This is a genomic window from Aerococcus viridans, assembly GCF_002083135.2.
GTDB lineage: Bacteria > Bacillota > Bacilli > Lactobacillales > Aerococcaceae > Aerococcus > Aerococcus viridans_C.
This window is the reverse complement of sequence record NZ_NBTM02000001.1, coordinates 1,958,319-1,979,390: the sequence shown is the minus strand read 5'-3', so window position 1 is coordinate 1,979,390 and position 21,072 is coordinate 1,958,319. Positions and strand designations below refer to the sequence as shown.

General features: G+C 37.3%; 20 protein-coding genes and 1 tRNA gene. 19 read left to right on the top strand and 2 right to left on the bottom strand.

Annotation, left to right across the window (positions count from 1 at the left end):
* Positions 1-193: 193 nt before the first annotated feature.
* From A6J77_RS09160 to A6J77_RS09110, 11 genes are all read left to right on the top strand, one after another.
* Entirely contained in the window at positions 194-1,669 is a 1,476-nt protein-coding gene (locus A6J77_RS09160) for a DUF1538 domain-containing protein (protein ID WP_083070198.1), read from the top strand.
* Positions 1,670-1,681: 12 nt separating this feature from the next.
* On the top strand, positions 1,682-2,335 hold the full coding sequence (locus A6J77_RS09155) for a P-II family nitrogen regulator (RefSeq protein WP_083070197.1): 654 nt from the start codon (positions 1,682-1,684) through the stop codon (positions 2,333-2,335).
* A 143-nt stretch (positions 2,336-2,478) separates the two neighbouring features.
* Complete coding sequence (rimP, locus tag A6J77_RS09150) at positions 2,479-2,955, top strand: ribosome maturation factor RimP (RefSeq protein WP_026465958.1); 477 nt, start codon at positions 2,479-2,481, stop codon at positions 2,953-2,955.
* Positions 2,956-2,985: 30 nt separating this feature from the next.
* Positions 2,986-4,329 carry a transcription termination factor NusA gene (nusA, locus tag A6J77_RS09145; RefSeq protein WP_083070196.1) on the top strand — a complete coding sequence of 448 codons (1,344 nt, stop codon included), beginning with the start codon at positions 2,986-2,988 and terminating at the stop codon, positions 4,327-4,329.
* Between the two features lie 18 nt (positions 4,330-4,347).
* Complete coding sequence (gene rnpM / locus A6J77_RS09140) at positions 4,348-4,647, top strand: RNase P modulator RnpM (RefSeq protein WP_003141014.1); 300 nt, start codon at positions 4,348-4,350, stop codon at positions 4,645-4,647.
* Complete coding sequence (locus A6J77_RS09135) at positions 4,637-4,924, top strand: L7Ae/L30e/S12e/Gadd45 family ribosomal protein (protein WP_083070195.1); 288 nt, start codon at positions 4,637-4,639, stop codon at positions 4,922-4,924. Before rnpM ends, A6J77_RS09135 begins: the two co-directional genes overlap by 11 nt.
* Positions 4,925-5,004: 80 nt before the next feature.
* A complete protein-coding gene (infB, locus tag A6J77_RS09130) occupies positions 5,005-7,266 on the top strand; it encodes a translation initiation factor IF-2 (RefSeq protein WP_083070194.1) in 2,262 nt (753 codons plus the stop codon).
* 12 nt (positions 7,267-7,278) lie between these two features.
* Entirely contained in the window at positions 7,279-7,665 is a 387-nt protein-coding gene (rbfA, locus tag A6J77_RS09125) for a 30S ribosome-binding factor RbfA (protein ID WP_083070190.1), read from the top strand.
* Between the two features lie 450 nt (positions 7,666-8,115).
* Complete coding sequence (locus A6J77_RS09120) at positions 8,116-8,961, top strand: cell wall hydrolase (RefSeq protein ID WP_083070183.1); 846 nt, start codon at positions 8,116-8,118, stop codon at positions 8,959-8,961.
* Between the two features lie 887 nt (positions 8,962-9,848).
* Positions 9,849-10,064, top strand: coding sequence for a hypothetical protein (locus tag A6J77_RS09115; RefSeq protein ID WP_083070175.1), 216 nt, complete (start codon positions 9,849-9,851; stop codon positions 10,062-10,064).
* 90 nt (positions 10,065-10,154) lie between these two features.
* A complete protein-coding gene (locus A6J77_RS09110; protein ID WP_083070173.1) occupies positions 10,155-10,403 on the top strand; it encodes a hypothetical protein in 249 nt (82 codons plus the stop codon).
* Between the two features lie 114 nt (positions 10,404-10,517).
* Here the strand turns inward: A6J77_RS09110 and A6J77_RS09105 are convergent, their stop codons facing one another.
* The gene (locus A6J77_RS09105) at positions 10,518-11,426 is read right to left on the bottom strand and encodes an Abi family protein (RefSeq protein WP_083070171.1); all 909 of its coding nucleotides are present in this window, start codon (positions 11,424-11,426) and stop codon (positions 10,518-10,520) included.
* Between the two features lie 357 nt (positions 11,427-11,783).
* Positions 11,784-11,855, bottom strand: a tRNA-Arg gene (locus A6J77_RS09100).
* A gap of 294 nt (positions 11,856-12,149) precedes the next feature.
* On the opposite strand from A6J77_RS09100, the gene clpP reads away from it, so the two are divergent.
* The 8 genes from clpP to A6J77_RS09055 all read left to right on the top strand — a co-directional run bounded on the left by clpP (position 12,150) and on the right by A6J77_RS09055 (position 20,607).
* Complete coding sequence (gene clpP / locus A6J77_RS09095) at positions 12,150-12,746, top strand: ATP-dependent Clp endopeptidase proteolytic subunit ClpP (RefSeq protein WP_003140760.1); 597 nt, start codon at positions 12,150-12,152, stop codon at positions 12,744-12,746.
* Positions 12,747-13,062: 316 nt separating this feature from the next.
* A complete protein-coding gene (locus A6J77_RS09085) occupies positions 13,063-14,100 on the top strand; it encodes a sugar-binding transcriptional regulator (protein ID WP_083070168.1) in 1,038 nt (345 codons plus the stop codon).
* Positions 14,101-14,137: 37 nt separating this feature from the next.
* Positions 14,138-15,151 carry a type I glyceraldehyde-3-phosphate dehydrogenase gene (gap, locus tag A6J77_RS09080; RefSeq protein ID WP_083070167.1) on the top strand — a complete coding sequence of 338 codons (1,014 nt, stop codon included), beginning with the start codon at positions 14,138-14,140 and terminating at the stop codon, positions 15,149-15,151.
* A gap of 101 nt (positions 15,152-15,252) precedes the next feature.
* Positions 15,253-16,446: a phosphoglycerate kinase gene (locus tag A6J77_RS09075; RefSeq protein ID WP_083070165.1), complete on the top strand. Its 1,194-nt coding sequence runs from the start codon at positions 15,253-15,255 to the stop codon at positions 16,444-16,446.
* Between the two features lie 49 nt (positions 16,447-16,495).
* Entirely contained in the window at positions 16,496-17,248 is a 753-nt protein-coding gene (tpiA, locus tag A6J77_RS09070; RefSeq protein ID WP_083070164.1) for a triose-phosphate isomerase, read from the top strand.
* Positions 17,249-17,251: 3 nt separating this feature from the next.
* Positions 17,252-18,784, top strand: coding sequence for a 2,3-bisphosphoglycerate-independent phosphoglycerate mutase (gene gpmI, locus A6J77_RS09065; protein ID WP_083070162.1), 1,533 nt, complete (start codon positions 17,252-17,254; stop codon positions 18,782-18,784).
* Positions 18,785-18,876: 92 nt separating this feature from the next.
* Entirely contained in the window at positions 18,877-20,178 is a 1,302-nt protein-coding gene (gene eno, locus A6J77_RS09060) for a phosphopyruvate hydratase (RefSeq protein WP_083070161.1), read from the top strand.
* Between the two features lie 186 nt (positions 20,179-20,364).
* Positions 20,365-20,607 carry a hypothetical protein gene (locus A6J77_RS09055; protein ID WP_083070159.1) on the top strand — a complete coding sequence of 81 codons (243 nt, stop codon included), beginning with the start codon at positions 20,365-20,367 and terminating at the stop codon, positions 20,605-20,607.
* The last annotated feature ends 465 nt before the right edge of the window (positions 20,608-21,072 follow it).

Below are 21,072 nucleotides of genomic sequence, written 5' to 3'. Positions count from 1 at the left end.
TATCATTTTGGAAGGTAGTCCTGTTTTTTTTGAGTGTTATTTTTGATGTGACTATTAGGTATGTTAACATAATATTGTATCTTTTAAGTGAATCCGTTCGCTTAAAAGCAATACTCGCAACAAATCATACGCTGATATTTAATTTATTTGTTGCTTTTTCTATGTAAACTATTTATTAAAAAGGAGGAATTCTATGCAGTTATTGCTAGATAAGTTTAAAGAAGTGATATCTTCTGTCTTACCTATCGTCATCCTTGTATTCGCCCTAGCATTTACCCTGGTTGATGTGCCAGGAGATATGATGGCGAGATTCGCAATTGGTTCAATCCTATTAACAATAGGACTGACCATCTTCCTATTCGGGGTAGATATTGGTATGACGCCAATTGGGAATTATTTAGGTGATTCGATTATTCGATCAAGTTCCCATTTAATCGTACTATTATTAACATTCTTTATAGGGTTTTCGATTACCGTAGCCGAACCAGACCTATTAATTTTGGGCCAACAAATTTCTGATGCAACAGGTGGCGTGTTAGGGTCACAAACCATTGTTTTCGTTGTATCAATAGGTGTGGGGGTTATGATCGCCCTTGGTGTTTACCGGGTAATGAAAGATGTCGCATTGAAGTGGTTCTTCCTAGCCGTTTATGCGGTCATTATCTTATTATCAATTTTCGCAGATTCTACCTTCCTAGCGATGTCATTTGATGCCTCAGGTGCAACGACCGGTGCCTTAACTACACCATTTGTATTGGCCTTAGGCACCAGTGTTTCTGCTAAAAAAGGTGGTAAAGGGGCAGAGGACGATTCCTTTGGTTTAGTAGGTGCTATGTCAACTGGGCCCATTTTAGCCGTATTGATCATGTCACTGATTCAATCATCTACCTTCGAAAGTTCAGATGAAGCTTACCAATATACTGAAGGGATTATCCATCCGTTCATCGCAAATATTGGTCATACTGTTCAAGAATCAGTAGTTTCACTTATTCCAATTTTAATCCTATTCGCAATTGTGATTTATTTTTATAGAAGAATCAATAAAGGTGAATTACGCCGTATTGCTGTTGGGGTTGTCTATGTCTTGATTGGTTTAACTTTCTTCCTTATTGGGGTTAACCAAGGGTTTATGGATATGGGTCGTTACTTAGCGACTGAATTAGCCACTAACCATGAACCGTTAGTTCTATGGATTGGTCTTGTAATGGGACTAGTAGTTGTATTAGCTGAACCAGCTGTACACATACTTGGAGACCAAGTTGAAGACGTAACTGGTGGACATATCCCTAATAAGTTGTTATTATTCTCCTTGTCGATTGGTGTAGGTTTAGCTGTAATGATGTCAATGCTTCGTATTATGGTACCAGGCGTTGAATTGTGGCACTTCCTATTGCCAGGATTTGGTTTATCAATCTTATTAAGCTTTTACGTACCCAACCTGTTTACAGGTATCGCCTTCGATGCTGGTGGGGTAGCATCTGGTCCGATGACAGCGACATTTATCTTGGCCTTTGCTCAAGGTGTAGCCGATACGTTACCGCAAGCAGATGTATTAGTAGATGGTTTCGGTATCATCGCAATGGTGGCAATGACCCCAGTGTTGATGGTTCAAATCCTAGGTTTAATCTATAAATTACGCGTTAAAAACAATAAAGCAATTGGTGAATAAGGGGGTTAATTGATGACTGTAGAATCAGTGGCGTTTTTCGCTATTGTAAACCATGGTATTGGGCAAAAAGTACTTAAAACTGCCAAAGAGCATGGAACCGGTGGTGGCACCTTAGTCCTTTGTGATGGCACCATTTCTAATAAATTTCTTAACTTAATGGGTCTTGATGAATCTAAGAAAGAATTGATGATTACATTAGCTCCTAAGGAATTTGAAAGTGACATTCACGAAAAAATCACTGAGAAAATGAAATTAGACAAGAAAGGCTTGGGTATCCTGTTCTCAGCAGATACATCAAGCGTTTGTGGTAGTCGTTTATTTAATCGGACATTTGAAGAAAAAGGTGAAAATATGAGTGAGTATCAACTGTTAGTATCAATTGTCGACCGCGATTCAGGGGATGATGTTGTTGCAGCTGCCCGTAAAGAAGGCGCTAAAGGTGCAACCATTCTTCACGGTCGTGGAACAGGGACCACTGAAATCTCTAAACTATTCAATATTGAAATTCAACCAGAAAAAGAAATCGTTCTGTTAGTAGTCGAATCTGAAAAAGTCAATCCAGTATCTGAAAGCATTCGTACCGCCATGGACTTAGATCAACCTGGTAGCGGTGTTGTCTTTTCAATTCCAGTTAACCAAGTTACAGGTTTGGTTCAGAACTTGTAAAAATCGCTTGATAGCAACAATTATTGCGAATCAAGCTCGCATATGTTATACTGTCTAAGTAGAAAGAAGACAGTGGTGGAGTGAGCGGTGACGCTCACTTTTTTCATGGTAATAAGGTAAAAATAAGAAAAGCGAGGGGAAATATGGCTAAAGTAACAGACCAAATGCAAGAAATCGTTCAACCAATAATCGAAGACTTAGGCTTTATATTGTTTGATATCGAATTTGTTAAAGAAGGGAAATCTTGGTTCCTAAGAATTTACGTGGATAAACCAGGTGGTGGCATCGCAATAGAGGATTGTGTCACAGTTAGTGAACATATTTCTGAAGCTGTTGATCAATTAGAAACAGACCCAATCCCACAAGCTTATTACCTTGAAGTATCTTCTCCAGGTGCAGAACGTCCATTGAAAAATGATGACGATGTGCAAGCTGCAATCGGTGAATGGGTATTCTTGTCATTCTATCAAGCCATTGATGGTCAAAAAAATATTCAAGGCCGTCTACTTTCTGTATCAGATGATGCATATGAAGTTGAAACAAAAGACAAAACACGTAAAGTGGCAGTCACTGTAGAAAAATCAAATGTATCGTTAATCAGATTAGCCATTGAATTTTAAAATTTATCATTTTTGAAAGAGGGAATTTAGATGAGTAAAGAAATGTTAAGAGCCTTCGAAGCGCTTGAAGATGAAAAGGGCATTTCAAAAGAAGTCATTTTGGAAGCTTTAGAAGCTGCTTTAGTATCAGCTTACAAACGTAACTACCAACAAGCGCAAAACGTTGAAGTAAACTTCGATGCTAAAAAAGGTGTTATCAAAGTCTTTGCGGTAAAAGAAGTAGTTGACTTGGTTATGGATTCACAACTTGAAGTATCTCTTCAAGATGCCCATGATTTAAACAACGCTTACGAAATTGGTGACAAAATCAAATTTGAAGTAACACCAAAAGACTTTGGTCGTATTGCTGCTCAAACAGCAAAACAAGTAATCATGCAACGTGTGCGTGAAGCAGAACGTTCAATTACCTATAACGAGTACATTGACTACGAAGATGACATTTTGACAGGTATTGTTGAGCGTCAAGACCGTCGTTATGTATATGTTAGCTTAGGTAAAATCGAAGCTGTTATCCCACCTGAAGGTCAAATTCCAAATGAAACCTTCCAACCACACGAGCGTGTACAAGTTTACGTAGAACGTGTTGAGAATACGACTAAAGGGCCACAAGTCTATGTTTCTCGTAGCCACCCAAGTCTATTGAAACGTCTATTTGAACAAGAAGTACCTGAGATTTTCGACGGTACTGTTGAAATTAAAGCCATCGCCCGTGAAGCTGGTGACCGTTCTAAAGTAGCGGTTGTTTCTAACGACGCGAACATCGATGCAGTAGGTACTTGTGTTGGACCTCGCGGTTCACGTGTACAACGTATTGTAGACGAATTAAAAGGCGAAAACATGGATATCGTTCAATGGTCAGACGACATGGCAACCTTTATTTCAAATGCCTTAAACCCAGCCGATGTATTATCTGTACACTTTGTACCAGGTGAAACGTCATGTGTGGTTGTCGTACCAGAAAACCACTTGTCATTAGCTATTGGTAAACGTGGCCAAAATGCGCGTTTAGCAGCTAAATTAACAAACCACAAGATTGATATCAAATCTGAAGCTGACTTTGAAGCGTATATACAAACAGAAGAGTATGCAGAACGTTTTGCTGAAAAAGTATTAGTCGACGAAGACGTTGATCCAATTCTAGCTGGAGATATTGAATCTGCTGAAGAATATGAAGCAGTTACAGAAGGATCAACTTCAATTGATGAAGAAGATTTATTAGCCATGGATGACCTTGAAGAAGGTAATGTTGGTCCAGAAGCAATTGAAGATCAAATTGATGATGTTGAAGGCGAAGACAACGATATTATTGATGATGAAGAATTAATTGGTGAAGAAGATTTAGACCAACAAGAGCGTTTAAACCAAGAAGGCTAAGATTAGGTGGGGTTAAACATGAAACAACGAAAAATTCCTATGCGAAAATGTGTTGTGACAAATGAAATGTTTCCTAAAAAAGAATTAATTAGAATTGTTCGTAATCCTGAAGGTGTCGTTGAAATTGACCCGACAGGTAAGAAAAATGGGCGCGGTGCATATGTATCCCTGGATCCTGAAGTTGTACAAAAGGCTTGGGACAAACACATGCTAGATAGACACTTAAATGTATCCATTCCGGATGATTTTTATAGTGAATTGAAAGCTTATGTAGCCCATCAAAAAGCCAGAAAAGAGCTTTTTGAAAATGAACAATAACAAGTTGAATTTGTTAGGTTTGGCGCAAGCAGCGGGTAAAATCGTTTCAGGTACTGAAACCGTCATGAAAACTATCCAGCAAGAGACGGCTGTTTTAGTGGTCATGGCTACTGATGTCAGCGAACAAACCAAAAAGAACATAGAGAATAAATGTGCTTTTTATGAAGTGGAATATGTTCAGATGTTTACAACTGAAGAAATTTCAATTGCCTTAGGTAAAAAGAGATCGATAGTCGCTTTCTTAGACCGCGGGTTTGTGAAAAGCTTTAAAAAATAATTTAGATTTTTACGTATATTTTTACATCAAATAGGAGAGTAAAAAGTATGAGAGATTAGTAGAATAAGGAAGGTGATGACATGTCAAAAAAACGTGTCTACGAAGTTGCTAAGGAAATTGGCGTATCAAGTAAAGAGTTATTGAGTATTGCAGAAAAAGCAGGTTTTGAATATTCAAGCCATATGGCATCAATGACTGATGACGAAGTAAACAAGCTAAAAAGTAGCTTTGCAAATAAATCAGTAGGTAAGAAAGACAACAATAAACAGCCAGCGAAAGCAGCTGAAAGTCAACCAGCTAAGAACGCTGAAAATAAACCTACGGAAAAAGATTCAGCTAAATCAGAACCTGCTAAAGTAAACGCTAAGCAAAACCAGCACCAAAACAAGTCGCAAAATCGCAATAACCCAGCAAAAGAGAATAAAAATATGAATAATCAAAATAACAATTTTAAAAATAATAGTAATAACAAAAATGGCGGATTTAAAGGTAAAGGCAAAAAAGGGAGAAAAGGTCGTTTTAACAATGACCAAAACCGCCCTCAAGGCAACCCAGTACCACCAAGAAAGAATAAGCCACTGCCAGAAAAAGTGGAATATACTGAAGGTATGACTGTTGCGGATATTGCTAAAAAAATTCACCGTGAGCCAGCTGAGATTATCAAAAAACTATTCTTGATGGGTGTACCAGCTACACAAAACCAAGCGTTAGATAAAGATGCTATCGAGTTAATTCTTGAAGAATATGGTGTAAAAGCTGAAGAGAAAGTTATTGTTGACCAAGCAGACTTTGAACATTACTTTGAAGAAGCTAAGAGTGCAGACGAGGAAGATTTAGAAACTCGTCCAGCAGTTGTAACCATCATGGGGCACGTTGACCATGGTAAAACAACTTTACTTGACTACTTACGTAACGCTCAAGTTGTAGACGGCGAAGCGGGTGGTATCACACAACATATCGGTGCCTACCAAGTACGTGAAAATGACCGTTTAATTACTTTCCTAGATACACCAGGACATGCGGCCTTCACGACAATGCGTGCGCGTGGTGCTGATGTAACGGATATCGTTATCCTTGTAGTAGCAGCAGATGATGGAGTAATGCCACAAACTGTTGAGGCGATTAACCATGCCAAAGCAGCGGGTGTACCAATTATCGTTGCAGTAAACAAAATCGATAAACCAACAGCTAATCCTGATCGAGTAATGCAAGAGTTAACTGAATATGGCCTAATTTCTGAAGAGTGGGGCGGGGACACAATCTTCGTAAATATCTCAGCTAAATTTGGTCAAAATGTAAGTGACTTACTAGAAATGATCTTATTAGTTGCAGACGTAGAAGAATATAAAGCTGTACCAAACCGTTTAGCTTTAGGTTCTGTAATCGAAGCGCGTCTTGACCCATCTAAAGGTGCTATTGCGACATTATTAGTCCAAGAAGGTACATTACGTGTTGGGGACCCAATCGTTGTTGGTGATACACATGGACGTGTCCGTGTAATGACTAACGATACTGGTCGTCGTATCAAGCAAGCTGGCCCATCAACGCCAGTTGAAATCACTGGTCTACAAGAATCACCACAAGCTGGTGACCGCTTTGTAGCCTTTGATGACGAAAGAACAGCCCGTGCTGTCGGTGAAGAGCGTGCGAGCCGTGCCTTACAAGAACGTCGTCAAGCAAACCATGCTGTAACCTTAGACAACTTATTTGAAACGCTACAAGAAGGCGAATTGAAATCAGTTAATGTCATTATCAAAGGGGATGTTCAAGGTTCTGTTGAAGCCTTAGCTGGAAGCTTGAAGAAAATCGAAGTTGAAGGTGTTAAAGTAAACATCGTCCACCAAGCTGTAGGTGCAATCAACGAGAGTGATATTACTTTAGGTCAAGCATCACAAGCCTTAATCATTGGTTTCAACGTGCGTCCTACACCACAAGCTAAATTACAAGCAGATGCTGATGAAGTAGAAGTACGTCTATACAACATCATATACGATGCAATTAATGACGTAGAATCAGCGATGACAGGTATGTTAGACCCAGAATTCGTTGAAGAAGTAACTGGTACTGTACAAGTTCGTGAAACTTACAATGTATCTAAAGTAGGTACAATTGTTGGTGGTTACGTATTAGATGGAACAATCTACCGTAACTCACAAGTTCGTATCATCCGTGATTCAATTGTCATCTATGATGGACAATTAGGATCGTTACGTCGCTTTAAAGATGATGTGAAAGAAGTATCTCGTGGATTCGAACTAGGTCTAACAATTGAAAACTACAACGATATTAAAGTAGATGACGAAATTGAAGCATACCGTATGGTTGAAGTGAAGAAAAAATAGAGGTGATGCACAATGGCAAAATTTAGAGCTGAACGTGTAAGTCAAGAGATCCTTCGCGACGTCAATGACATCTTGAGAAAGACTGTCAAAGACCCTCGCGTTGAAGGTGTTACAATTACTGATGTAGCAGTTACTGGTGACTTACAACAAGCAACTATTTTCTACACTACATTGAGTGAATTAGCCAGTGAACGTGAAAAAGCGCAAAAAGGTTTGGAAAAATCTAGTGGTTTAGTTCGTTCTGAGATTGGTAAACGCCTAAATATCTATAAAACACCAGAAATATTCTTTGAACGGGACCGTTCAATTGAATATGGTAACCATATCGATCAATTGCTAGCACAATTAAACAAAAAAGATGATTTTGATAGCATGTCTGACGCTGAGTCAGATAAATAAGTCGATTAATTTGAAGAAAGGCCTCAGGGAGTACAGCAAGTATGCTGTAATTCTGGGGCCTTTTTTTATTGTCAGTGGGGTTGATTTTTATATTGAATCTTCGAAATATGGGGGTGAAAATGCTGATATATAGACTTTTAGCGTGGTGAAATATACCTATTTTTCAAAAAATGATTATTACATACAATGTCATAAATATAACTTATTAAAATATGCAAGAAATAATGTAAGTGTTATAAATGTTGTTAGACTGGGAATGTGGTGATTTGTAATAATTGAGACGTAAATATTAAAAATTACAAAACATTTCAGTCCATTTAAAGCCCCTTAACGAATGGGTTTATAGGGTTTCTTTTTGAATCCACACCGTGTAGTATATTGCATGTAGTCGAAACAGTGGCTAAATAAACAACTTAGCAATAGCTAAACAAATAAGGAGTTTTACTTAACATGAAATTTAACAAAACGATTTTAGGAACAACTTTTGCATTGTCAGCACTATTTGCGACAGCAGGATTTAACACTGAAGAAGCGAAAGCAGCGGAATGGACAGCGCGTAGCGTTGAAGAAGTTTCAGCTGATATGGAAGCAGTTGATGAATCAACATCTGAATACACTGTCGTATACGGTGACACTTTATCAGTGATTGCTAACGCTGCAGGTGTAAATGTGAACACTTTAGTTCAAATCAACGAAATTGAAAATGCTGATTTAATCTTCCCATCTAACTCTATTTCGTTCACTAAAAATGATGAAGGTGAAGTAGATGAAGTTGTAGTAGAAGATGCTAACGAGAAAAAAGAGACTTATAAAGTAGAAGAAGAAACAGTTGAAAAAACTGAAACTGAAGAAGTAGCAGAAGAAACAACTGTTGAACCAGTAGCATATGAAGCAGAAGAAGAAACAGCAACAGTAGAAGCGACTTCATATGAAGCAGAAGAAGAAACGACAACTGAAGAAACATCTTCAACTTCTTCATACTCAGCAGCAGAAGAAATCCCTTACCAAGTATTACAAGTAGTAGAAACTGAAGCTGGTCCAAGCTACTCTGAAAAAGCAGCAGTATTCTCTGTAATCCTTAACCGTGCAAACTCAGGTAACTGGGGTGGCACTTCATTATCAGCAGTAGTTAACGCATCTGGTCAATTTGAAGTTGTTTCAAATGGTATGGCAGCTAGCGCTACTGTATCAGAAGAAACTTACCAAGCTGTTAACGATGTATTAACTAACGGTGCAACTACATCAGCTGAATCATTCCGTGCCTCAGGTGATGGCGTGACAAACGTATTCTTCTAATCTAAAGATAAATAATAAACAAAGAAATCGGGACTAAATCCCGATTTTTTTGTCTCTAAATTTATAGAATATAATGAAAGGAAGTGTGTGAGGAGGTATAAACAACAAAAAAGCCACTACCTGTTAAAGTAGCAGCTGCTCATATTATGATTGTAAAAAGTTAAAATTGATTTCATTTCTTGAATGCAGGGTGAGCGATATTTTCCCTTGCTCATGTATCGTGAATGTCCAAAAAGTTGCCCCACAAGTTTCCCAATTTGTGCACCATTTTTTGCCTTAAGATGAAAGTAAAAATTTAAAAACTTTGTTATACCAGCGTTTATAGCATGCTTTGAAAGCACTTAAAATACTTAAACGCGCCCGTATGGAGTGCATACACGAATAAACTCATGAAATACGATGATTATTGCGAAATGGTGGGAATCACTAGAAAAGAATTTAATAGACTAATGACACAAGTTTGCTTACTGATGTATGAACATTATTTTGAAGAAACCAAAGAATAATATACGAGCAGATAATAAGGAGGGTTAGTCATGGAGAGTGCAACTGACAAAGAGATTAAGTATCATATTAGATAGCATATGGCTTTGCCGTATAAGATTATGCGACCAGAAACAAAACGCCTTAAATCGCAATTATATGCGTATAGTATGCAATCATTTACTGGCACCTCACAGTATGGGTTTTCAATTGATGATTATACTCACGCTATGAATATTGAGCGGTTTGTCATTCGTTTGGTATTAAATCAAGAATCATTAGACAGGCAAAATAAATGCCCTTAGATTGCGTTATAAGCTATTTCAAGAGATGTTGCCTACACTTTTGACTACCCAACACTTAAAAACCTTTTAAAACACGAGTATTTAAGCGATTATGAGGTTATGGTTTATAATGAAATACAAGAAATCGACTACTATATTGACCAGCATAAAAGGGCAGAAAAGCAGCAGCAAGCGGATAATGAAGTGACTAGCCTAGATTTAACCGAAAAGGATATTAACGCTATATTGACTAGTGATGATTGGGAAAGCACCAAAGAAACAAAAATCAGTGTATTGAATGCCGTTGAAGATGAGCTAATGGCTATGCTGGAGTAAAGGCTAAGGCTTGGCTATATAAATGTAGTATTTAATAGTAGAAAGATTTAGATTAGGGCAAAAAGATGAGCATATAGGGTGGGTGGCAATATGGAATTAGTATCTAAAATGAATGTAGAGCAAGGGTTTAGTATTGATAGTTGGTTAAGGTCAAAAGGTTATTCACTAAATTTTGATTATATTCGATATGCTGAACATCCAACCGATATATACACTTTGTTCATATCCAAAGGACTTAGACAGGAAACGTTTATTATATTTGTACTGGATGCAGACCTTTATATTTATGAAACTGGAGGGCGGAAGGTGGACGATGTTTTAAATGATTTATTTGCATAAAAAAAAGGACTAACAAAATTGTTAGCCCTCATATTACACCCACTACTATTAAGAAAAGTGAGCCGTTACCGAATTCTCGGCACTGTTTCCTCATAAATAATGTATCACTAAATGCTATAAAATGTCAATTAGATTGTTCAAATATTCAAAAAAATTATCAAGATCTTCAGATTGACCTTTATACTTATGATAATTTTTATGAACCCTATCAAGCACTTTTTGACCTTCTCTTTTTCTTCTATTATTTAGCTCTTGAGAACATAGGCTTTTATGCAAGTTAAATAAAACTAGTAAATCATGAGGTTTTACATAAAGTATATTTATTATATCGATATTATAAAGCCCTCGAATGGAATTAGCATATTGAGAAGGGGTGTTGATTTTATTATCTTTTCTACTATATAAATTAATCAAAAATACATTGTTATGCGCACACGTATTTCTGATATTCCTTACGTATCTTAAATTATCTGATAGCTGCTTTAATGGTTTGTAACTAATGTTGTAGATATCTACATAAAGCTCCAGCAAAAGACTTAAATCGCCTAAAGACATTATTTCTAAAAAGACCCATATAGGTTTATCTCGCCTTTTGTTATACATATCTTTGAGATATAAGCTTTTACTAAAGTTAGAGTTTATCTTTTGATACCTCTCAAAATATATATTCGAAAAACGTTCTACAATCTTGTAACCATCTTCTTCACTATTATATGTGATATCTCTCATGAGTAATGTTTTAGTTATGTGTTCGATATCAATACACAATGATAATAAATATTCTCTTAAATAAACATCAATAGATGCCAAATCTTCGAGGGTTGAAAAATCGAGATTTATATATTCATTATTGCTATCCTTTCTAAAATTCTTGCGATAAGAAGCGATTCTATAGTAATAGTTTCGATCTTGTAGAATCTCTATAACTCTGTCTTTGCTTATATTATTAAAAGTTATCCCTTTTTCTGCTAATTTGTAATAAAGATTTTCAAAAGAAAGTTTATGTTTTTCATTTTCTGACATAATTACTCCTAAGATAAAAAAATAGTTTTATATATTTTATCATGTTATTTAAGTTGGTAGGGATATTAAATAAATTAAAAAAACTAATTGATTTCACTTAGCACACAAAAGGGGCAAAGAAGAATGACCATTCTCCTTTTTTCGCTGCAATAAAAAAAGCCTTACTCATAGAAGTAAAAGCCAACAATTATATTCCATTTCCTTTAGAACGGGAACACGTATATTTTTAAAAAAAGTTACGCTATATGTTACGCCATTTAGTACGGAACATTACAACTCAATAGAATTCAAACTTCTTTAAAAACCTTATCATACTAACGTTTATAACACCTTTTATAGACCTTTAAAATGCTTGAATACGCCCGGAGGGAATCGAACCCCCATCATAAGAACCGGAATCTTATGTGATATCCATTACACTACGGGCGCAAAGTTTTGTATATTTTGCCTAAAAAACAATAACAGAATTATTATAGCCTAGTTTTTAGTCAAATTCAAGCGTTTATAGGAATCTGGTAGTGTCAATTGTTATTAACAAGTAATAACGTCTTAAGTATTAACAAAGGAAAATGTCTCATTTTAAAACCAATGAAGGCCAGATATTGGGCAGAATGAACCTTGTATGCTAAAATGATAGAGCAAATCAAAAGGGTTATATTTGTTGACCAATTTTGACCATAAAGGTATAATAGCCATATACAAGTCTAAAAGGAGGACATTTAAATGAACTTAGTACCAACAGTTATTGAACAATCTTCTCGCGGTGAACGTGCTTACGATATTTACTCTCGTTTATTAAAAGACCGTATTATTATGTTGAGCGGGGAATTTAATGATGATTTAGCTAACTCAATTATCGCTCAATTATTATTCTTAGACGCTCAAGACCCAGACAAGGATATCTACCTATACATCAATTCACCAGGTGGCTCTATCACTTCTGGTATGGCCATCTACGATACAATGCAATTCGTACATGCAGATGTACAAACAATCGTAATGGGTATGGCAGCATCAATGGGCTCATTTATTGCAGCTGCAGGTACTAAAGGTAAACGTTTTGCCTTACCAAATGCTGAGATCTTAATTCACCAACCATTAGGTGGCGCCCAAGGACAAGCTACTGAAATTGAAATCGCTGCGCGCCACATCTTGAAAACAAAAGAAAAAATGAACCGTCTATACTCTGAAATGACTGGTCAACCTGTAGAAGTGATTGAACGCGATACAGACCGTGATAACTGGTTAACAGCAGAAGAAGCGTTAGAATATGGTTTGTTAGATCAAATCATGACTAAAAATGATGAATTAGAAAAATAATGAATGCATTTTAAATCTGTAGAAGTGGGGTAAAACCTGCTTCTTTTTTAATAATTGTTGTAGCCAAAACCTGCTAAACTATGTATCAAAATATATGTTTTTTTATAGGCTTGAAGCCTGTCGCGGCGGTGTAGGAGAAAAGTGGGCTTAAAAGCTTGCAAGCGGATAAATTTATTGGTATGATTACTTTTGTAAAGAGATATGATTCGAAGGAATCAAATTTTTTTACCGGAGGGTGGTCAAAAAAAGACACGCTGGACAATAAAAGTCCAACTGTTTTTAAACTCGACGTTTTTGTACTAGGAAAGTGGGGACTATGGACGAATTATTTAAAAGTATTACTGAAGTAGTGCCTGAAGTTCAGAAGATCTATTTTGAGAGAATTAGCGTATTACAGCGGATTTTCAAAGATGGTCCGATTGGTCGGAAGGGACTAGCTGAAAAGTTAGGAATTACCGAACGACCGCTACGTACAATTACAGATGTTTTGAAACAACAAGGTCTCATTGATTCTTCCCCGACGGGTATGACTATTACGCCAAAAGGGGAACGAGCAATTGCTACAGGTCAAGACTTGTGGCGTGATACAAATAAAATTCACCTTCAAGAAAAACATTTGGCTGATGTGCTCAACATAGCAGATGCTCGAATTGTTTCAGGAGATATCGACCAAGATCAACATATTTTGTTTGAAATGGGTCTACAAGTTTCAAAATACTTAGACAAGAATTTACCAATGGGGAATCATACGATTGCTGTTACTGGTGGTTCAACTATGCTAGAGGTGAGTGAACATGTTCAATTATCACCGTCTGCTGACAGACACTTTACTGTGGTCGCAGCCAGGGGTGGGATCGGAGATGCTTCGGCAACCCAAGCCAACACAATTAGCGATATTCTAGCGCAAAAGTTAAACGGTCATAATATTTCCTTATATGCTCCTGAGAATTTATCTGAAGTGGCAAATATGGCTTTAATGAATGATCCCGTGATTCAATCAACTTTAAAGCGGTTAAAAGAGGCTAACGTTTTGCTTTTTAGTGTTGGTAATGCTAAAATTATGGCAAGGCGTAGGGGACTAGATTTAGAAAGTTCATCTAAGATTAAGAGTAACCACGCTGTAGGGGAAGTGTTCGGGTGTTTCTTTGATAAAGAAGGAAACATTGTACATCGAATCCCTAGAATCGGTCTTCAACTTGAAGACTTGGCAGATATTGATTTGCCAATTCTGATTGCTGGAGGCAGTGTAAAAGCAGAAGCAATACAGGCTTTTGCGAAACTCGCACCTAAACAGTTAGTCATTATAACTGATCAAGGTGCCTCAAATATGGTTTTAAATGGGGAATCCCATTAAAATAATTTTGTATTCCATTAAGGAGGAATTTTGTAGTATGGCAATTAAATTAGCAATTAACGGTTTTGGTCGTATCGGTCGTTTAACTTTACGTCGTATCTGGGAAGAAAATGAATCAAATGTAGAAATCGTGGCAATCAACGATTTAACAGACAACGAATTCTTAGCTTACCTATTAAAATATGATACAGCTCACGGTACTTTCAACCACGATATCGAAACTACTGAAAATGGTATTTCAATCGATGGTAAAGAAATCACTGTATACTCTGAACGTGACGCAAACGATTTACCTTGGGGTGACTTAGGTGTTGATATCGTTCTAGAATGTACTGGTTTCTACGCTACAAAAGAAAAATCTCAAGCACACATCAACGCTGGTGCTAAAAAAGTTATCATCTCAGCTCCTGCTGACGCTGAAACTAAAACAATTGTTTACGGTGTAAACGAAGACGTAATCGAAGCTGAAGATACAATTATCTCTGGTGCTTCATGTACTACTAACTGTTTAGCTCCTGTAGTTAACGTGTTAGAAAAAGAATTTGGTATCAAACATGGTTTAATGTCAACAATTCATGCTTACACTTCTACACAATCATTACAAGATGCACCTAACGGTAAAAAAGGTAACTTCCGTAACGGTCGTGCAGCTGCAGAAAACGCTATTCCAGCATCTACTGGTGCAGCTAAAGCTGTAGGTCGCGTTATTCCTTCAGTTAACGGTAAAGTTGACGGTACTGCTATCCGTATTCCTATCGTTACTGGTTCAATGACTGAGTTCTACTCAACATTAAACACTAAAGTTACAGTTGAAGAAGTTAACGCTGCTATGGAAAAATACGCTAACCCATCATTCTTATACAACACTGATGAAATCGTATCTTCTGACATCGTTGGTGTTCCAGCTGGTTCAATCTTCGACGCAACTCAAACTAAGGTTATCGAATCTGAAGATGGCCAATTAGTTAAAACTGTTGCTTGGTACGACAACGAAGCTGGTTTCGTTTCTCAATTCGTACGTTTAATCGAATTCTTTGCTGCTAAACAATAATTCATTGTTTAAAAGTAAAATCAGTTGAATTTGGGCGGGAAGCTTCGCGCTTCCTGCCCTTTTTTATTGGTTAACAACTTAAGATAAGGAGTGCTATTTTAATGGCTAAGAAAACTGTAAAAGACATCGATTTAAAAGGTAAAGTTGTTTTAGAACGTGCTGACTTTAACGTTCCAATGGACAAAGACCTTAACATTACTGATGACAACCGTATCGTTCAAGCATTACCAACTATTGAGTATATTCTTGAGCAAGGTGGCCGTTTAGTGTTATTCTCTCACCTTGGTAAAGTGAAAACTGAAGAAGACAAAGCTTCTAAATCTTTACGCCCAGTTGCAGAACGTTTATCTGAAAAATTAGGTAAAGAAGTTACTTTCGTAGCGCAAACTCGTGGTCAAGAATTAGAAGATGCTATCGCTAACCTTAAAGATGGCGAAGTATTAATGTTTGAAAACACTCGTTTCGAAGATGTAGATGGTAAGAAAGAAAGCAAGAACGATCCTGAATTAGGTAAATACTGGGCTTCATTAGGCGACGTATTTGTTAATGACGCATTCGGCACTGCTCACCGTGAACATGCTTCTAACGTCGGTATCTCAAACAACATCGAAGCAGTTGCCGGTTTCTTAATGGAAAAAGAAATCCAATTCTTAGGCGACGCTGTTAACGAACCAAAACGTCCATTCGTTGCAATCTTAGGTGGTGCGAAAGTATCTGACAAGATTTCAGTAATCGAATCGTTACTAAACAAGGCTGACAAAGTCTTAATCGGTGGTGGTATGGCTTATACATTCATGAAAGCTCAAGGCTACGAAGTTGGTGGCTCTTTACTTGAAGAAGACAAAATTCCATTGGCTAAAGACTTAATTGAACGCGCAGGCGACCGTTTAGTATTACCAGTTGACTTTGTTGTAGCTGACGCCTTTGACAACGACGCTAACACTGATGTTGTTGATGTTGATGGCATTCCATCTGACTGGCAATCACTTGACGTAGGTCCTAAGACTGTTGAGTACTACGCAGCACAAGTTGCAGACGCGAAAACTGTTGTTTGGAATGGCCCAATGGGTGTATTTGAAATGCCAAGTTTCGCAAAAGGTACTAACGGTGTTGGTGAAGCTATCGCTAACTTAACTGATGCTACAACTATCATCGGTGGTGGGGACTCAGCTGCAGCTGCTTACCAATTAGGTTTAGCTGACAAATTCTCACACATTTCTACCGGTGGTGGGGCATCATTAGAATTCTTAGAAGGTAAAGAATTACCTGGTATCGCTGCAATCGCGAACAAATAATTTTCGTAAATAAATTGAGTAAAACTTTTCGTAAAGGAGTTTTTAATATATGCGTAAGACATTAATCGCTGGTAACTGGAAAATGAATAAAACAGCTACTGAAGCCCACGAATTCGTTGCTGCACTTAAAGAAGGTTTCCCACAAACGGATGCTGAATCGTTAATCGCACCACCAGCAATCTACATTGAAAAATTAATCGAAGAAGTAGCAGGGACTGACATCCAAATTGGTGCACAAAATGTACACTTTGAAGATGACGGTGCCTTCACAGGCGAAATTTCTCCGCTAGCTTTAGAAGCATTAGGCGTACCTTATGTTATCATCGGTCACTCAGAACGTCGTGAATTATTTGGTGAAACTGATGAAGATGTACGTAAAAAAGCAGCAAGTATCTTTAGTCACAACATGACACCAATCATTTGTTGTGGTGAGACCTTAGAAACTCGTGAAGCTGGCCAAGAAAAAGAGTGGGTTAGTGGACAAATCCGTGCTGCTCTTGAAGGTTTAACTGCTGATCAAATTGCACAAGCCGTAATCGCTTATGAGCCAATCTGGGCAATCGGTACTGGTAAAACAGCTTCTGCTGATGATGCACAAGACATGTCAGCACACATCCGCGATTTATTATTTGAAATCGCTGGTAAAGAAGCAGCAGACCAAACACGTATTTTATACGGTGGTTCTGTAAAACCAGCTAACATTGCTGAATTGCTTGAAAAAGAGGACGTTGACGGTGCGCTCGTAGGAGGAGCTAGTCTTGATGTTACTTCTTACATCGCATTATTAAATGGAGGTAAATAACACATGTCTAAATCACCCGTAGCTATTATTATCTTAGATGGATTCGGTTGGAGAGAAGAATCATATGGTAATGCTGTAGCACAAGCAAACAAGCCAAACTTTGACCGTTACTGGAATGAATTTCCACATGCTACAATGAAAGCTTCTGGGTTAGACGTTGGGCTACCTGATGGACAAATGGGTAACTCTGAAGTTGGCCATACAAATATTGGTGCTGGCCGTATTGTATACCAAAGCCTAACTCGAATCGATAAAGCTATTGAAGATGGTGAATTTGCTGAGAACGAAGCATTAAACGGTGCTTACACTCATGTAGCTGACAACCATTCGGCTTTACACATCTTCGGATTATTATCTGATGGTGGGGTACACAGCCACTTACGTCATATCGAAGCATTGATTAAAGATGCTAAAGCTAAAGGTGTTGAAAAATTATACCTACACGCTTTCTTAGATGGACGTGACGTGGATCCACATGCAGCGCCAGGTTATATTGAATCACTTGAAAAAGTAATGGCCGAAGAAAACTTAGGTCAAATCGCTTCAATTTCTGGACGTTACTATGCAATGGACCGTGATAACCGTTGGGATCGTGTACAAAAAGCATATGATGTTATCTTTAACGGTAAAGGCGAAACTGGCGAAAATGCAATTGAAGTTGTAAATGCTAACTACGGTAAAGACGTTACTGATGAATTCGTTGAGCCAACAGTAATTGTTGATGCTAACGGCAACCCAGTAGGCCAAGTTGCCGATAATGATGCTATCATTTTTGCTAACTTCCGTCCTGACCGTGCTATTCAACTTTCAGACGCTGTAACAGCAACTGAATGGGATAACTTCGATCGTGGGAATGTACCAACAAACGTTAAATTTGTATCAATGACTAAATACAAAGATACAATTCCAGCTGATATTGCTTTTAAACCAATCGCCTTGAAAAATGTTCTTGGCCAAGTGTTATCAGATAACGGCTTAAATCAATTACGTATCGCTGAAACTGAAAAATACCCTCACGTTACATTCTTCATGAATGGTGGGGCAAATGACGAGTTTGAAGGCGAAAAACGTATTTTGATTAATTCACCTAAAGTAGCGACTTACGACTTGAAACCTGAAATGTCTGCTTACGAAGTAACAGACGCATTAGTTGATGAGATTGAAAATGACCGCCAAGATGCGATTATCTTAAACTTTGCTAACCCAGACATGGTAGGTCACTCTGGTATGTTAGAGCCTACTATCAAAGCGATTGAAGCTGTTGATGAATGTTTAGGTCGTGTTGTGGATGCCTTATTAGCTAAAGACGGTAAAGCCATCATCTTTGCTGACCACGGAAACGCGGATACAGAATTAAATGAAGATGGTTCACCAAATACAGCGCATACGACAGTACCAGTGCCATTAATTGTCACTGAAAAAGGTATTGAATTACGCACTGATGGTCGTTTAGCCGATGTTGCGCCAACAATGTTAGATTTATTGAACGTTGACCAACCAGCTGAAATGACTGGTGAAACTTTAATTAAGCACTAAACAATGAATATCCGTACCTACCAATTGGTGGGTATGGTATAATATGAATGTAACAAATTTAAAAATTATTTTGAATTTAAAGGAGAGAAATTATGTCTGCAATTACTGATATTTATGCACGCGAAGTCTTGGACTCACGTGGTAACCCAACTGTAGAAGCTGAAGTTTACACTGAAGCTGGAGGTTTTGGTCGAGGAATCGTTCCTTCTGGAGCTTCAACTGGTGAACATGAAGCCGTTGAATTACGTGACGGAGACAAAGAACGTTACTTAGGTAAAGGTGTTCAAAACGCTGTAAACAACGTGAATAACGCTATCGCTGATGCAATTATCGGACTTGACGTAACTGATCAAATCGGTATTGACGCTGCCATGATCGAATTAGATGGTACAGCTAACAAAGGTAACTTAGGTGCTAACGCTATCTTGGCTGTTTCAATCGCTGCTGCCCGTGCTGCTGCTGATGAATTAAACATCCCATTATACAACTACTTAGGTGGTTTCAACGCTAAAGTATTACCAACACCAATGATGAACATTGTAAACGGTGGTTCTCACTCAGATGCACCAATCGCTTTCCAAGAATTCATGATTATTCCAGCTGGCGCTTCTTCATTTAAAGAAGCTTTACGTTGGGGTGCTGAAACTTTCCACGCATTGAAAAAAATCTTATCTGGCCGTGGTTTAGAAACTGCTGTTGGTGATGAAGGTGGATTCGCTCCTCGTTTTGACGGTACAGAAGATGCTGTTGAAACTATCATCCAAGCAATCGAAGCAGCTGGTTACAAACCAGGTGAAGACATATTCTTAGGTTTCGACTGTGCTTCTTCAGAATTCTACGAAGATGGCGTTTACAACTACGCTAAATTCGAAGGTGAAGGTGGAGCTAAACGTAACGCTGAAGAACAAGTAGCATTCCTAGAAGAATTAGTTGCTAAATACCCAATCATTACTATCGAAGATGGTATGGATGAAAATGACTGGGACGGTTGGGCATTATTAACTGAAAAATTAGGTGAAAAAGTACAATTAGTCGGTGACGACTTATTCGTAACAAACACTGAAATTTTAGAACGCGGTATTACTAACCACGTTGGTAACTCAATCTTAATTAAAGTTAACCAAATCGGTACTTTAACTGAAACTTTCAACGCTATTGAAATGGCTAAACGCGCTAACTATACAGCTGTAGTATCTCACCGTTCAGGTGAAACAGAAGATTCAACAATCTCTGATATCGCTGTTGCAACTAATGCTGGTCAAATCAAAACTGGTTCATTATCACGTACTGACCGTATGGCGAAATACAACCAATTATTACGTATCGAAGATGAATTAGGCGATTTAGCTGAGTACCAAGGTCTAAACGCTTTCTACAACTTAGAAAACAAATAATTTCTCTTAAATTAGGGCAATTGCTTGCACCTATTTAAGTCTCCATGACACTTTCGAATATTCAGACAGTTAGTACTTTTACCCCTTATTTACTAATAAGGGGTATTTTTTTATGGAAACAATTTTTTTATGGAAACAGACACATTTATTGAACGTTCAAAAATAACCAAATTAGAAGATTTATAGATGCTACATGTTAAGTGTATGATAGTTTCAATGCAGAAAAAGTATTACAGTGCAGGTTTACATCAAAACAATTTTGAAATAGGATACAATTCAAAACTAAAAAATAGCAAAATTCAAAAAAGGAATAATACTATAGTAACAATATCAGGTGAATTTGAAAAAAATATTTTAACTAAGGTACAACTGGAAGTATCAAATAAATTGAATCAATACCGATTACAAGAACTTTCTACAGAAGATTGAAGACACTAAAGATAAAATTAATAAGGGTTTAGAAGGAATTTCAAAAGAGAGTGTTAAGAAGATATGAGGAGACACAGAGAAATCAAATGACTGCAAATGAAGCTGACTTAAAGAACAAACTAATATGAATAAAAGGAATTATTATCATTTCAATGGTGATAATTTTGAGGTTACGAATAAAAGTATCTGGAATCAATTAGTAATGTACTTAGATGTGTTAGATACAGTGATAGGACTGAACAGTACAAAATACGATAAGCTTGCTTTTAATGCTTAAGTTTGTGAAATATTGTATAAAATTTATGGCAAATTAATTTCTTACTTTGAAAAAGGAATAGAGTAGTTGATTCAATCGAATTTAGCTACTAATTTTATGATTAAAAATAAGAATTATATGATCATAAAAGCAAACAGAGATTTCAAGCAAGAAACTTATATTAATTACACCAATTTACATAAGTTATC

Coding starts and splice junctions, on each gene's coding strand:
- A6J77_RS09115 (WP_083070175.1), top strand. CDS start 9,849: ATGGTTTATAATGAAATACAAGAAATCGACTACTATATTGACCAGCAT.
- A6J77_RS09160 (WP_083070198.1), top strand. CDS start 194: ATGCAGTTATTGCTAGATAAGTTTAAAGAAGTGATATCTTCTGTCTTA.
- clpP (WP_003140760.1), top strand. CDS start 12,150: ATGAACTTAGTACCAACAGTTATTGAACAATCTTCTCGCGGTGAACGT.
- A6J77_RS09155 (WP_083070197.1), top strand. CDS start 1,682: ATGACTGTAGAATCAGTGGCGTTTTTCGCTATTGTAAACCATGGTATT.
- A6J77_RS09055 (WP_083070159.1), top strand. CDS start 20,365: ATGCTACATGTTAAGTGTATGATAGTTTCAATGCAGAAAAAGTATTAC.
- A6J77_RS09085 (WP_083070168.1), top strand. CDS start 13,063: ATGGACGAATTATTTAAAAGTATTACTGAAGTAGTGCCTGAAGTTCAG.
- eno (WP_083070161.1), top strand. CDS start 18,877: ATGTCTGCAATTACTGATATTTATGCACGCGAAGTCTTGGACTCACGT.
- A6J77_RS09075 (WP_083070165.1), top strand. CDS start 15,253: ATGGCTAAGAAAACTGTAAAAGACATCGATTTAAAAGGTAAAGTTGTT.
- A6J77_RS09105 (WP_083070171.1), bottom strand. CDS start 11,426: ATGTCAGAAAATGAAAAACATAAACTTTCTTTTGAAAATCTTTATTAC.
- nusA (WP_083070196.1), top strand. CDS start 2,986: ATGAGTAAAGAAATGTTAAGAGCCTTCGAAGCGCTTGAAGATGAAAAG.
- A6J77_RS09110 (WP_083070173.1), top strand. CDS start 10,155: ATGGAATTAGTATCTAAAATGAATGTAGAGCAAGGGTTTAGTATTGAT.
- rimP (WP_026465958.1), top strand. CDS start 2,479: ATGGCTAAAGTAACAGACCAAATGCAAGAAATCGTTCAACCAATAATC.
- infB (WP_083070194.1), top strand. CDS start 5,005: ATGTCAAAAAAACGTGTCTACGAAGTTGCTAAGGAAATTGGCGTATCA.
- rnpM (WP_003141014.1), top strand. CDS start 4,348: ATGAAACAACGAAAAATTCCTATGCGAAAATGTGTTGTGACAAATGAA.
- rbfA (WP_083070190.1), top strand. CDS start 7,279: ATGGCAAAATTTAGAGCTGAACGTGTAAGTCAAGAGATCCTTCGCGAC.
- gap (WP_083070167.1), top strand. CDS start 14,138: ATGGCAATTAAATTAGCAATTAACGGTTTTGGTCGTATCGGTCGTTTA.
- A6J77_RS09120 (WP_083070183.1), top strand. CDS start 8,116: ATGAAATTTAACAAAACGATTTTAGGAACAACTTTTGCATTGTCAGCA.
- tpiA (WP_083070164.1), top strand. CDS start 16,496: ATGCGTAAGACATTAATCGCTGGTAACTGGAAAATGAATAAAACAGCT.
- gpmI (WP_083070162.1), top strand. CDS start 17,252: ATGTCTAAATCACCCGTAGCTATTATTATCTTAGATGGATTCGGTTGG.
- A6J77_RS09135 (WP_083070195.1), top strand. CDS start 4,637: ATGAACAATAACAAGTTGAATTTGTTAGGTTTGGCGCAAGCAGCGGGT.